Genomic DNA, 12,581 nt, shown 5'->3' with positions numbered 1-12,581 from the left:
CTAAGCCTGAATCCGTGGATGGGTGATTTCGTGTGGTCGTCGACGTGGTTGCCCTCAACTCGGCGGGGTCTGGCTGTGGCGCATGCGTGATCCGCTGGCCTGTACCAGCTTTTCCTTGTTGCGAGGTTCCTTGGGTCGGGCCTGGGATGGCGGGGTGGGCAGGGTCTGGTCGGTGGGGTCAGGCGGCGCGGGCTTGGGCGGTCGGGTAGTAGGAACCGATGACGTTGTCCCACAGGGTTTTCCATCCGGTTTGCCAGGGCCAGTGGGCTGGTAGGTGCAGCATCGGTTTGCGGGCGGGGGCGGCGAAGCGGGCCGGCACGTTGACCAGGTCGCGGCGCAGGGTGGCGCCACGGGCCACGACGTGGGTACCGTCGGCGAGGGCGCCGGCAGCGCGCAGCAGGTTATGCGCGATCACCGCGCAGCCCAGCCAGGCGCAGTTGGCGGCAAACAGCCCCGACGGGATATGGGCCAGCGGACCGTCGATCAAATCAGCGAAGGTGGTTTCGATGATGGCGTGGCGGCGGTGGGTGATGTCGGCCTCGGCGGTGGGCAACTCGGAGTTGGTCACAAACGGGTGATGGCGCCACACCGGAAACAACGCGTCCGGGTAGCGGGCGTCCTTGACGCGGCGCACGATCAGCCGCACGGTCAGCGTGCGGCCGCGGCCCAGCCGCAGGGTGTAGGGGGTTTCGGCGACCTCGGCATCAGAGATCAGCTGCCCGGTGTCGGGGTCTTCGACCGCGCCGGGGTAGTGCACCGGGGTGTATGCGGACTCGTCGATGCCCTCGATCGCGGCGCTGATGCGCTTGTTGCGGCTCACCGATAGGGAGAACTCGGCGCCTTCGGCCACGCAGGTGGTGATCACCTTCTTGGTGCCGAACGCCGAGTCGCCGCGCACCATGATCGTGCCGGCCCGGCACGCGCGGGCGGTGCCGATGGCCTGCTTGAGCTGGGCGGCGGCCGCGCGCCCGGAGGCGGCCCGCCCGCTGCGCAGCCGCGCTTCGGCGATGACCGGCGGGGCCTGCGCCGTCGAGATGGTGGTGATCTGCGGTGAGAGGCCCAGACGCAGCAGCGTGCGGCTGGCGATCTTGGCGTGCCCGAACGAGGCACCCTGCTTGTGGTGCCCGTAGACCGGGCGCAACAGCGAGTCGATGTCCACGAACGCGCGCTGTTCGATGCCAGACAGCAGCGGTGTGCTTTGGGTGAGCGCCACCAGATGCGCGCGGGCCACCGCGGCGAGCTGGTTGGCATGCCCAAAGGTGAACTCGCGCAAGAAGATCCCCAGCGTCGAGGGCGCATACACCTCGTCGAACACCCGCGGGGTGCCGCCGGCGCGCAGCACGTTGCCATCGTCGATGCTGTCCGCGCCGCACATCATCGCGGCGATGATCGAGGTCAGCTTGCCGGCCGGGTTCACCGCCCCGGACTTCACCCGGGTCGACGGCAGGTCAACGTGCTCGCCGATCAACCGCGAAAGACCGGTCTGCTCAGCCAGTTCCAGCACCGGCACCAACCCGGCCGACGACACCAGATTCTGCTCGTCAAACACCGCCGACGAGACGGTGAACGTATAAGATGAGTGCACCGAAAATGCCTTCCCGAACGCTGGACAAGATCGACATCAGCACTCGTATTGTCCCAGTTCAGAAGGCATTTTCGCTGTTCACATGCCGATCACATCACCGGCCCATCCACGGATTCAGGCTAAGGGTGCTATAACCGCGAGCATGTCCCGCAGCCTTCCCGGCCTGGAAGACATCGTCGGATCGAACCACGTCGTCACCGACCCCGATGTGCTGGCCGGCCGCAGCGTCGACCACACCGGCCGCTATCGAGGCCACGCCAGCGCGCTGGTGCGACCGGGTTCGGCCGAACAGGTCGCCGAGGTGTTGCGGGTGTGCCGCGACGCGGGGGCGCACGTGACCGTGCAGGGTGGCCGCACCTCTCTGGTGGCGGGCACCGTTCCGGAGCACGACGACGTGCTGCTGTCTACCGAGCGGCTTTGTGCCGTAAGCGATGTCGACGCCGTCGAGCGTCGCATCCAGGTAGGGTCCGGCGCCACGTTGGCCGCGGTACAACACGCCGCGATCACGGCGGGCCTGGTGTTCGGCGTGGATTTGGCGGCGCGCGACACCGCGACCGTCGGCGGCATGGCATCGACGAACGCGGGCGGCCTGCGCACGGTTTGCTACGGCAACATGGGCGAGCAAGTCGTCGGGCTAGCGGTGGCGCTGCCCGACGGTTCGCTGCTGCACCGCGATAGCCGGGTGCGCAGCGACAACACCGGCTACGACCTGCCGGCGCTGTTCGTCGGCGCCGAAGGAACCCTCGGTGTCATCACCGCGCTGGATCTGCGGCTGCACCCCACCCCGTCGCATCGGGTGACGGCGGTGTGCGGGTTCACCGAGCTTGAGGCGCTTGTCGACACCGGCCGGACGTTTCGCGACGTGGGCGGGATCGCGGCGCTGGAGTTGATCGACGGCCGGGCGGCCGCGCTGACCCGCGAGCATCTCGGCGTGGGCGCCCCAGTTGAAGGCGATTGGCTGCTGCTGGTGGAACTGGCCGCCGACCATGATCAAACCGACCGCCTCGCCGAGCTGCTCGACGGCGCCCGGCTGTGCGGCGAGCCCGCGGTGGGCGTGGATGTCGCTGCGCAGCAACGGTTGTGGCGCGTCCGCGAATCGCTGGCCGACGTGCTCGGCGTCTACGGCCCGCCGCTGAAGTTCGACGTCTCGTTGCCGTTATCGGAAATCAGCGGATTCGCAACGAAAGCAGTCACTTTGATCCATGCGCACGTCACCGACGCGCTGCCGCTGCTGTTCGGCCACATCGGTGAGGGCAACCTGCACCTCAATGTCCTGCGTGTTCCGCTCGAGCGGGAGACTGCGTTGTACGCGCCGATGATGGACCTCATCGCGCAGTGCGGCGGCAACGTCAGCTCCGAACACGGCGTCGGCAGCCGCAAGCGCGCCTACCTTGGGATGTCGCGTGAGCCCGCCGACATCGCGGCGATGCGAACAATCAAGACGGCACTGGATCCGACCGGATACCTGAACACCGCAGTGCTTTTCGATTAGGCAATCCTCCACCGGAAAGTGGCACAAGCTTTCCGCCCTCGACGCTGAATCAGCTGATTGTAGTCGGGTGAGCCGATGATCCGGAAAGGCTGGATCAGCTACGCGTTCAGCTTGAAGCGCTGAATCTCCTATCTTTAAATAGCTTTCGTTAAATTCTGGGCATTCAACCGCAACTGTTGTGCGCGCAGCGGCAGTCCACCCGCCGAGTTCACGGTGTCAAGCCGGCCTTTCCGTTGGGGCCGAAAAGGTAATACCCGCCGATGCCGCCCGGGCCGCCAACACCGGGGGTTCCCCCGATGCCGCCGTTGCCGCCGTTGCCACCGATGCCGAAGAGAAGGCCGCCGTAGCCGCCCTGGCTGCCGTTGCCCCCGAACGCCAAGCCAGCCGCGCCGTAACCGTTGCCGCCGGCGCCGCCGAGGCCGAAGACGAGGCCGCCGAGGCCGCCGAGGCCACCCGTCCCGCCGTGGCCGCCGGCGGTGGCAGCGCCTCCGTCGCCGCCGGCACCGCCGATGCCGAACAAGGCGCCGCCGGCAACGAAACTGCCGGGACCGGGGCTGAAGAAGAAACCGTTGTCGCCGCCGTATCCGCCGACCCCACCTGTGCCGCCGCCGGTGTTGGCCCCCCCTGCCCCGCCGTGGCCGCCGACGCCAACCAAGATGCCGCCGCCGCCGAAGCCGCCCTGGCCGCCCTGGCCGCCGATGTTGTGAAGGCCGGCGGCCGTTCCGCCGGGACCACCGTCGGCCCCGGTGCCGATGAGGCTGAAGAGGATGCTGCCGCTACCGCCGTACCCGCCGGTGCCTGGGATCCCAAAGTCGGCAGTGGCGGCCCCGCCGGCCCCGCCCGCCCCGCCCAGGCCGTAGAACAAGCCGGTGCCGTCGCCACCGGCGCCGCCCGAGCCGGCAACGATATTACTGGCCCCACCGGTCCCTCCGATGCCGCCGTTGCCGAACAAAATCCCGCCGTTCCCGCCGAAACCCCCGGCACCGGCGACGCCATTGGGACAAGCCCCCCCGGTCCCGCCGGTGCCGCCGTTGCCGAAAAGTCCAACGGCGTTGCCGCCGTTGCCGCCGGCGCCGGCGAGGCCGTTGGTAATAGCCCCACCGGCTCCTCCAGGGCCACCGTTGCCGTACAAGAACCCGCCGTTCCCGCCATTCCCGCCGTTCTGGCCGGGCGCGCCGGACCCGCCCGCGCCGCCGTTGCCCCACAACAACCCGCCGTTTTGGCCGTTGGCGCCGGTTCCCGGGGTACCGTCGGCTCCGTTGCCGATCAGCGGGCGCCCCAGCACCGTCTCGAAGGATGCATTCACTTGGTTGAGCAGATCCTGCAGAGGATTGGTGTTGGCGGCCTCGGCATTGCCGTAGGACACCGCACCGGCATTCAGATGCTGGACAAACTGCTCGTGAAATGCCGCCGCCTGAGCACTGATCGCCTGATAGGCCTGCGCGTACGCGCCGAACGTCCTCGCGACGCCCACCGACACCTCATCGGCGCCCGCCGCCAACACCGCCGACGTCGGAGCAGTCGCCGCGGCATTAGCCGCACTGATCGTCGAACCGATATTTCCCAGATTCGTTGCCGCCGCCGCCATCATCTCCGGTGCCGCAAGCACATAACTCATCCCGCGCTCCCATCGATTCGACAGAGATCGGCCAGCGCTCGTCATCGCCGTAAAGACACGATGACCAAGACGATGACATCACCGACTATGTCGGCCCTCGGCTAAAGCTGTGTGGACCATATGAAACCCGACACCGCGGGGTCTCCACTCAACGCCCTCACCTCCGCGACCTAACAACAGGCGACGCCGACAACTGCGCGCTTTCTATCGGGCTTCCTGGCAACGTTGAATTCATCGAGTGCGCCGGCGCAATCATTCAATTAAATCGAGCTGGACGAGGCCCTATCGGCCACCGGCACGACCCGGCCTGCGGGGTCTGATTGGACCCCACCGTCATCGCCGCGACGCTTGGCCGAAAGCGAAAGATCGCGCTAGCCAGCCGTCTTGATCCCGACCGCATGGCGCAGCTGCGCCAGGAACTGATCGGCGTCGTCGCTTCGCACGATGTAGTGCGATATCGCGATCCGGATCACCGTGGCCGCCTTGACCGCGGCGTTGGGCCCGGGAAGGTGCCGTTGCAGACCGGCACGCATCTCCGGGATTACCCGCCCAAACTGGGCAATGGTGTGCTCGGGCTCCACATCGACCATCCGCACACCCGAGTACGAGTGCTGGTATTCGACGATGAACCGCAGCACCGCGTCGAGCTTGTCGGCTCCCTTGAGTCCCGCAGTCGCCTTGACCAGACCGCTTTCGAAGACCTGCCGCTCGTAGCTGGAAAATGCCGAAAGCAGTTCCTCTTTAGACGCGAACCAACGGTAGAGGGTAGGACGCGAAACCCCTGCCTGCGCAGCGACTTCCGACAAACTGAGCTTGGTCTTGCCGTTGCGGCCAAGCACCTCGGCGGTGGCCGCCAAGATCCGCTGACGCGTCGAGGTGTCGGTCTCGGTCACCGCGGGCCGGGTCATGTCTTTCGCCCCGGGCGCCGCCGCACCAGCACCGATTGCTGGATCGCCCCGACCGCGCCCTGCACGTCGAACAACGTGCCGATTGTCGTTCCGATGCCGTCCGGGCCGTAACTGGTCTCCGCGCGAATGCCGATCCACTCGCCGTCGGGGACGCGGAACACGTGCACGGCGAGATCGGTATTAACGAAAGTCCACTTGGAGATGTCCAGCTTGCTGCCGATGCCGTTGGCGCAATCGGCCACCGCGAACAGCCGTTCCAGCTGCGTCATACTCTCACCGTTGACGAGGTCCACCGTCGGTTTGATCCAGGACTCCCCGGGGCCCGGCGTCAGCGGTTCGGTCAGCCATAGCCATTCCAGGCTGTGCACGTAGTTGCGGTCCCAGTCCAAAGGCTTCATGTTGCGAACGCGCGCCTCGGTCCACGGGCGCGGCAGGGCCGCGGCCGCATGCGCGACGGGCTCGGTGTCCTGCTGCTGCAACCGCCATCCGCTGGCGCGGGCGACCGGCCGGGGCTGCCCATCGGGGCCCTGCGCCAGCATGTCGGCGCTGACCAACTCGATCTGCTTGCCGCCGCGTTGCACTTGCGAACTGACCCACAGATCGCCCTCGGACGGCACCCCGCCCAACAGGTCGATCACCACGCGGCTCAGCCGGGTGTCGTCGCGCTGCTCGCACCGTTCCAGCGCACGCACCAGCAACGCCGACACCGGACCCCCGTGCTGGATCGCCGCCGACCAGGTGCCGCGTGCCATGTCGGTCGCCCTGAACTTTTCGCCTAACGCCCTGGCTTCGTCGCTGGCGTCATCGATCAACTCGTAATAGGAATCAGTCAAGTGTCCCCTCTTCGTCGCGCGTCAGGGCAGCCCGGCGCCCGGAGTGGCGACCAGCACGGCGTCCAGCTGCGAGAGCCGGGTGCCGACCAGGCGCTTCGGATACGCGTCGGTGCTCGACAGCAGAAACAGTGTGCGCCGTTCGGGGCCGCCGAGCGCGCAGGCGATGGCGACCCGCTCACCCATGTCGATGCGGTCGGTCACCTCGCCGCCTTCGACGATCCGCTCGAACTGGTGAGCCAGGGTCATCGACGTCCATACCCCGCCTTCGGCGTCCAGCGCGATACCGTCGGGCGGGCCGTCGAGGCCGTCGGCGAACACTCGGCGACCGCTGAGCCCACCAGGAGCGTCGGGGTCGCCGATGGTGAACGCAGTCAGTCGTCGGCCGATCGACTCGGCGACGATCAGCGTTTTGCGGTCCGCGGTGATGACCATCCCGTTGGGAAAGTCGAGGTCCTCCGCGACGACGGTGGCGCTCTCGTCGGGGTCCAGGCGGACGATGACGCCGCCCTCGCGAGCCTGCGATCCGATGTAGGCGCGCCCGACGTCGTCGACGACCATGTCGCCGAGGCTGGCCGGCACGAGGTCGGCGAGATCGGCGATGGTGACGACGGTTTCACCGTCGTAGCGCAACACCTGCCGGTCTTCCGTCGAGGCGATGAGCAGCGATCCGTCGGGCCGAAACCCCAGACCCGACGGGGAGTGCCCGGGCAGCGGCAGCGTCGTCAGCGCCCCACCCAGGGTCGAGGTGTGCACGGCTTCACCGAGCATGTCGGAAAACCACAGCAGTCCCTCGAACCAGCGCGGGCCTTCACCGAAGCAGAACCCTTTGGCCAGCGGCTCGGGGATCATCCGCTCACACCTTTACAAAACACCGCAAAAGTGTCACGCACCGCAGGTGCTGGTGTCAATCTGCCGAGGCGGCGAGTTCACGCGCGACGGCCTCATGATAAGCGTCGATCCTAGCCGGGTTGGCCTGCCTCATGTCTTTGTTAGCCAAGCTTTACAAATCCTACTCAAAGTGTCACGCTGTGCGATGAGCTGCTATCGAGAGGTGAAGCGGATTTGACCACGGAATCTGAGCAGGCTGAGTGGACGGTTCAGGGCCTGTTGGACCTGTTTGACGTGCAGGCCGACGGGCCGGACCGGTTCACCGGCGACACGGGTATCGCCGGGCAGGACGGCCGGCAGGTGGTGGAAGGCACCCAGGTTCTCGCGCAGGCGATTGTCGCTGTGGCGAAACGATTTCCGGACAAGTCGGTGCGCTCTGCGCACGCGGTGTTCTCCCGTGCCGTCGCCGTCGGGCCGCCGGTCGAACTTGTCCTCGATGTCGTGGCCGAAGGCCGGTCCACCGCCACCGCGATCGTCGCGGTGCACCAGAACGGGCGACGCTGCCTGAGCATCACGGTGCTGGCCGACGTCCCGACGGGCGATGTCATCCGCCACCACCTGCCGCGGCCCGACGTGGCCGCACCGGCCGACGCCAACGTCTCCGAGATGCCGATGATCGGCCGGGAACTGCGACTGGTCGACGTGGTCGACGTGAACAGCCCGGACGAGGTCGGGCCGCCGGAGCTGTATGCCTGGCTGTACTACGACCCGATCCCGACCCGAAACGATCTGGCCAAGGCGCTCGTCGCGTACTTCACCGGGCATCTGGGGATCTCCACCACCATGCGCGCTCACCCCGGCATCGGCACCAGCCAGGCGCACGTGACCGTGTCGACTGCACCGATGAGTATCTCGGTCGCCTTCCACGAACCGGTGCGCTGGGACGGGTGGCTGCTCTACACCCACGAGAGCACCCAGGTCGGCGCGGGGATGTCCTACGTGCGCGGCACCGTGCACTCCGAGGACGGCGAGCTGCTGTGCTCGTTTGCGCAGGAGGCGATGATCCGCCCGCTGCGCACCACCGACTCGGCGATCGACTCCAGCGCGCGGTTCTAATGGCGGGGAAAGATTTGGGAATGTAGATGTACTTCAGCATCACCCACCCGATGCACAGCCATCCCTACAACCCGGAGTTGGTGAGTGGGGACGGCATTGGGAAAGTGGCCGCGGCCGCCGAAGCGGCCGGGATCCACGGGTTCGGCTTCACCGACCACCCGGCGCCATCGCAGCGATGGCTGGAAGCCGGGGGGCACGACGCGTTAGATCCTTTTGTCGCCTTGGGTTTCGCAGCCGCTACGACGACGACGCTGCGGCTGATTCCTAACATTGTGGTGCTGTCTTATCGAAACCCGTTTGTGGTAGCCAAGTCTGGTGCGACTCTGGACCTGCTCTCGGGCGGCCGATTCACGCTCGCGGTCGGCATCGGTTATCTCAAGCGGGAGTTCGCGGCGTTGGGTGTGAGCTACGACGAGCGTGCCGAGCTGTTCGAGGAAGCGCTACAGGTGATCCGCGCCATCTGGACCGATGATGACATCTCCTTTGAGGGAAAGCATTTCAGTGCGCGTGGGATCACCGCGCACCCCAGGCCGGTCAGTAACCCGCATCCACCGATCTGGATCGGCGGCAACACCACCACCGCCCGGCAGCGAGTAGCGCAGTACGGTGACGGCTGGTGCCCGTTCCCCGCCCCGCCTCAACTGGCTCAGACAGCGGGCACCGCGGCCATCACCTCCGTTGAGGGCCTCTCGCGTGCCATCGACGATCTGCGGCGTCGCTGCGACGCGATCGGAAAAGACTGGTCCGCGCTCGACATCACCTTCGCGAACTTCGAAGGCGGGAGCCCAGCGAACGACGACTTCAACGCCGAGGCTTACCTCGATGGTTTGGAAAAGCTGGCGAAACTGGGAGTGACATGGGTGAGCGTCCACCTGCCCGGGGACAGCATGGCGCATGTGCTCGACACGCTTGACCGTTTCCGGACCCTCGTCGTCGATGCGGTCTGAATGGACTTTTCTGAGGTCGCCCTTTCGGCGGAGGACAAGGACTTTAAAGACAGGACCCGGCAGCTTTTGGCCGAGGTGGTCACCGAGGACGTGCTGCGCCGTGATCGAGAGACCGGCGAAAACTTCGACGAGCGAGTGCATTTAGCGCTGGCCGCCGAGGGATATCTGGCCGGGGATTGGCAGGACGCGTCCGACGGCGGCTTCAGTGCCGTCCGCCGAAGGATCTTTCAGCTCGAGATCGCCCGGGCTCATACGCCCTGGTACCACTGGGGCACCACCGCCATGGTCGCGCGGATGGTGCAGCAATTCGGGTCGCCCGAACTGGCCGGCAAGGTGCTGCCCGCCGTGCTGTCCGGCCAGATCCGGCTGTGCCTGGGCTACACCGAGCCCGAGGGCGGCTCGGACGTTGCCACCTGCAAAACCCGCGCGGTGCGCGATGGAGAGGCTTGGATCATCAACGGCTCCAAGATGTTCACCTCGAACGCGCACAACGCCCAATACGTCTTCCTGCTCACCAACACCGACCCGGAGGGACGCAAACACCGGAACTTGACCATGTTTCTGGTGCCGCTGGATTCACCGGGCATCGAGATCCAGGGCATCCGCACCCTGGACGGCGACCGCACCAACATCGTCTACTACAGCGACGTCCGCGTCGACGACCTGTACCGCATCGGTGAGGTCAACGGCGGCTGGACCGTGATGCGGTTTGCACTCGATGCCGAGCACGGCATTATCGGTCGCGACGACCAAGGCTTGCAATACATTTCGGCCATGGCGGCCCACGGCACCGAGATGGCCGAAGCGGTGGACAAGGTCGCATCGCTGGTAACCCGACCGGGACCCGACGGGTCGAGGCGGATCGACGACGAGTCGGTGAAATACCGGCTCGGCCGCTGCATCGCGCGGATGGAGGCGTCGTTGTCCACTCCGGGGCCGTACGGACGCGTCGCGATCGCGCAAACGATGCGCGACATCTCCCCGGAGTTGATGGACCTGTTGGGCGCCGCGTCGGCGCTGCCGGTCGAAGCCCAGGGCGCCGTCGACGACGGGGCGACGGAAGCCCTTCTGCGCCTGGCCGTTCCGGCCGGGATCTACGGCGGCACCCTCGAGGTTTTCCGCAACATGATCGCCCAGCACGAGCTGAAGCTCGGCCGTCCTAGCTACGGGGCATGAGCGGCAGTTCCTGCGTGCGACATACCACCGGCATGTTTCTGGCGTCGATGGCCACATCACAAGACATGGCCTGGTGCGCTGACGCGATTGCCCGCCCAGGGTGCTCCTTTTTGTGACAAGCTGCGCCGTGGTTCCTCATTAACAGGGCGCGCGACGGCCGGTTCGAGCGCTACCTTTTCCCGGGAGCATTGCGCACCTGCACCTAGCCGTTCCGCTCCGATTCATCAATGGCAGAGAGGTGGCCCGGCGGTGGTTGTTCTCGTGGCCATGGGTTCGTTCATCACCACATTGCTGGGCGGCTATGCGGCGCTGCGTATCGGTTCCTACCGCTATTTAGTGCTCGGGTTGGCCGCCGGGTTGATGCTCGGTGCGGTGGGGTTCGACCTGCTGCCAGAAGCATTGGGCCAGGAATCCTGGGTCCTGTTCGGCATACCTACTCCGTTGTTGGCCTTCGTTTTCGGCTTTCTGGTGCTGCACGTCATCGAACACACCGTAGGTATTCATCGCGGTCAGACATCGCATGACGCGGACACTTCGGAAGCGCCCAGCGTCGGGCTATTGGCGGCATCGGGGCTGGTGGGCCACAGCGTCATGGATGGATTCGCCATCGGCGCCGCGTTTCAGGCGGGGGTCGGGGTGGGGGTGGTGGTCGCGGTGGCGGTGATTGGTCACGATTTTGCGGACGGCTTCAACACCTACACTGTCACATCGCTGTATGGAAATGACCGTCGGAGGGCGTTGACACTGCTGGCCGCTGACGCTGTCGCGCCGGTTGCCGGCGCGGCTCTTACGCTGGCCGTCTCGATTCCCCATCGCCTACTCGATGTGTATCTAGGGTTCTTCGCGGGTTTCCTGATGTATTTGGCGAGCGCCGACATCCTGCCGAGAGCACACACCGGACATCGCACTCCTGTGACACTGGCATGCACAATCGGCGGGGTGCTGTTCATGCTGATAATCGTCGGGTTGGCGAGCAAGGCCGGGCCTTAGTCGACTTCGCCAGTTGCACTTTCGCGGTATCAAGCGAGCGACTGCGGCAGCTCGGCAACGACGTCGATGCGATCGGCATCGAAACTAAGGAACCCTTTGATCGGCAGGCTTTCTGAGGGCGGATCTTCATAGCTCCAGGCGATGTCGTCGATGACGAGGTCGTCTAGGGCAATCGACCAATACCTCGCAAAGCCCTTGTAGTTGCAGTAACTCGACATTGCCGAGCGCTGCAGCAAATCGGTGCGCACGAATGCGGGATCGACGTAGAGCCGTGGTTCGAGTGCGGTCTCGAACAGGATTACCGTTTCCTCGGTGTCTACCAGCACGGTGCCGTTGATCGAGACGCACAGGTGGCGCTTGGTCGGACGGCAGTCGACGCGGTGGTACGGGTTGGGCGGGTAGTGCACGAGTTTGCGCCCTTCCTCTAGCCAGGTGTCGACGGCATCCCACGGCACGTGGACGAAGCCTGGTGCCTCCGCGACCGGCTCGGCCGGTAAATCGCCGACCACTTCAGCCGGAAAGGCGTAGCTGAGCGGGCGGCCCTGCCGATGCACCATCAGCGCCCGCTCGGTGTCAATCACCAAGTGCCCGTTCCGGACTGCTTGGACGCGGCGGGGGTGCGGCTCGATATAGACAACGTCAGCGGGTATTGGGGGCGAGAACCGTCCCGCGGGATCGGCACTGAGCGGCCCGCGCCCCGCTACCAAACTCATGGTTTACCTCCCGTCGCATCAGAGCAATGCTTGAAATCTGTGGATCGGCTTGGGAAGGGGCGTACCTTCCCGGGTGACCGATGAAAGGTTCCAAGCAAGACCGGCGCGACAACGCCGGTCGGGAAGGTACGACCCGATGCTCACTGTAGTTTCTGATTCTGCTGACCGCGATGGTTTGGGTGCGGCGCGATCGGCTGCGTCGTCGGTAATCGACGAGATCGTCCGAGAGGGTGCGCGGCGGATGCTGGCCGAGGCCCTGCGCGCGGAGGTCGACGCTTACATCGCCCAGTTCGCTGACGTCTGTGACGAGAAGGGTCATCGGCTGGTGGTGCGCAACGGCAACCACGAGTCGCGGACCGTGACCACGAGCGCCGG

General features: G+C 66.1%; 11 protein-coding genes and 2 pseudogenes. 6 read left to right on the top strand and 7 right to left on the bottom strand.

Annotated features, from left to right (window positions below; translation table 11 throughout):
• Positions 1-178 precede the first annotated feature (178 nt).
• Positions 179-1,585, bottom strand: coding sequence for an IS1380 family transposase (locus ACLP9N_RS00780; RefSeq protein WP_442405608.1), 1,407 nt, complete (start codon positions 1,583-1,585; stop codon positions 179-181).
• Positions 1,586-1,727: 142 nt separating this feature from the next.
• Here ACLP9N_RS00780 and ACLP9N_RS00775 point away from each other — a divergent pair, with 142 nt between their 5' ends.
• Positions 1,728-3,077: an FAD-binding oxidoreductase gene (locus ACLP9N_RS00775; RefSeq protein WP_442405607.1), complete on the top strand. Its 1,350-nt coding sequence runs from the start codon at positions 1,728-1,730 to the stop codon at positions 3,075-3,077.
• Positions 3,078-3,285: 208 nt separating this feature from the next.
• On the opposite strand, the gene ACLP9N_RS00770 is transcribed toward ACLP9N_RS00775, so the two are convergent.
• The 5 genes and pseudogenes from ACLP9N_RS00770 to ACLP9N_RS00750 form a co-directional block, all read right to left on the bottom strand.
• Positions 3,286-4,695: a PE family protein gene (locus ACLP9N_RS00770; protein WP_442405606.1), complete on the bottom strand. Its 1,410-nt coding sequence runs from the start codon at positions 4,693-4,695 to the stop codon at positions 3,286-3,288.
• 371 nt (positions 4,696-5,066) lie between these two features.
• A complete protein-coding gene (locus tag ACLP9N_RS00765; RefSeq protein ID WP_442405605.1) occupies positions 5,067-5,603 on the bottom strand; it encodes a TetR/AcrR family transcriptional regulator in 537 nt (178 codons plus the stop codon).
• Entirely contained in the window at positions 5,600-6,436 is an 837-nt protein-coding gene (locus ACLP9N_RS00760) for a thioesterase family protein (RefSeq protein WP_442405604.1), read from the bottom strand. The genes ACLP9N_RS00765 and ACLP9N_RS00760 overlap by 4 nt, the downstream gene beginning before the upstream one ends.
• Positions 6,437-6,457: 21 nt before the next feature.
• Positions 6,458-7,285, bottom strand: a complete 828-nt coding sequence (locus tag ACLP9N_RS00755; protein ID WP_442405603.1) for an SMP-30/gluconolactonase/LRE family protein — start codon at positions 7,283-7,285, stop codon at positions 6,458-6,460.
• Positions 7,286-7,340: 55 nt separating this feature from the next.
• A pseudogene (locus ACLP9N_RS00750) lies at positions 7,341-7,412 on the bottom strand (SRPBCC family protein); the annotation flags it as partial.
• 86 nt (positions 7,413-7,498) lie between these two features.
• Between ACLP9N_RS00750 and ACLP9N_RS00745 the strand changes: the two are divergent.
• The 4 genes from ACLP9N_RS00745 (at position 7,499) to ACLP9N_RS00730 (ending at position 11,493) form a co-directional block, all read left to right on the top strand.
• Entirely contained in the window at positions 7,499-8,380 is an 882-nt protein-coding gene (locus ACLP9N_RS00745; protein ID WP_442405602.1) for an acyl-CoA thioesterase, read from the top strand.
• 26 nt (positions 8,381-8,406) lie between these two features.
• A complete protein-coding gene (locus tag ACLP9N_RS00740; protein ID WP_442405601.1) occupies positions 8,407-9,327 on the top strand; it encodes an LLM class F420-dependent oxidoreductase in 921 nt (306 codons plus the stop codon).
• On the top strand, positions 9,328-10,503 hold the full coding sequence (locus tag ACLP9N_RS00735; protein ID WP_442405600.1) for an acyl-CoA dehydrogenase family protein: 1,176 nt from the start codon (positions 9,328-9,330) through the stop codon (positions 10,501-10,503).
• 249 nt (positions 10,504-10,752) lie between these two features.
• Positions 10,753-11,493, top strand: coding sequence for a ZIP family metal transporter (locus tag ACLP9N_RS00730; RefSeq protein WP_442405599.1), 741 nt, complete (start codon positions 10,753-10,755; stop codon positions 11,491-11,493).
• A gap of 29 nt (positions 11,494-11,522) precedes the next feature.
• Here ACLP9N_RS00730 and ACLP9N_RS00725 read toward each other — a convergent pair whose 3' ends face one another.
• Positions 11,523-12,206, bottom strand: coding sequence for a DUF427 domain-containing protein (locus ACLP9N_RS00725; protein WP_442405598.1), 684 nt, complete (start codon positions 12,204-12,206; stop codon positions 11,523-11,525).
• Between the two features lie 136 nt (positions 12,207-12,342).
• On the opposite strand from ACLP9N_RS00725, the pseudogene ACLP9N_RS00720 reads away from it, so the two are divergent.
• A pseudogene (locus ACLP9N_RS00720) lies at positions 12,343-12,581 on the top strand (IS256 family transposase); the annotation flags it as partial.

Source organism: Mycobacterium sp., from assembly GCF_052144515.1.
Taxonomy (GTDB): domain Bacteria; phylum Actinomycetota; class Actinomycetes; order Mycobacteriales; family Mycobacteriaceae; genus Mycobacterium.
The sequence above is the reverse complement of the archived record's forward strand: the minus strand, read 5'-3'. Positions and strand labels throughout refer to the sequence as shown.

Excerpts from the sequence above, each read along its gene's own strand:
- ACLP9N_RS00725 (WP_442405598.1), bottom strand. The coding sequence starts at position 12,206 with ATGAGTTTGGTAGCGGGGCGCGGGCCGCTCAGTGCCGATCCCGCGGGA.
- ACLP9N_RS00770 (WP_442405606.1), bottom strand. The coding sequence starts at position 4,695 with ATGAGTTATGTGCTTGCGGCACCGGAGATGATGGCGGCGGCGGCAACG.
- ACLP9N_RS00775 (WP_442405607.1), top strand. The coding sequence starts at position 1,728 with ATGTCCCGCAGCCTTCCCGGCCTGGAAGACATCGTCGGATCGAACCAC.
- ACLP9N_RS00735 (WP_442405600.1), top strand. The coding sequence starts at position 9,328 with ATGGACTTTTCTGAGGTCGCCCTTTCGGCGGAGGACAAGGACTTTAAA.
- ACLP9N_RS00740 (WP_442405601.1), top strand. The coding sequence starts at position 8,407 with ATGTACTTCAGCATCACCCACCCGATGCACAGCCATCCCTACAACCCG.
- ACLP9N_RS00765 (WP_442405605.1), bottom strand. The coding sequence starts at position 5,603 with ATGACCCGGCCCGCGGTGACCGAGACCGACACCTCGACGCGTCAGCGG.
- ACLP9N_RS00755 (WP_442405603.1), bottom strand. The coding sequence starts at position 7,285 with ATGATCCCCGAGCCGCTGGCCAAAGGGTTCTGCTTCGGTGAAGGCCCG.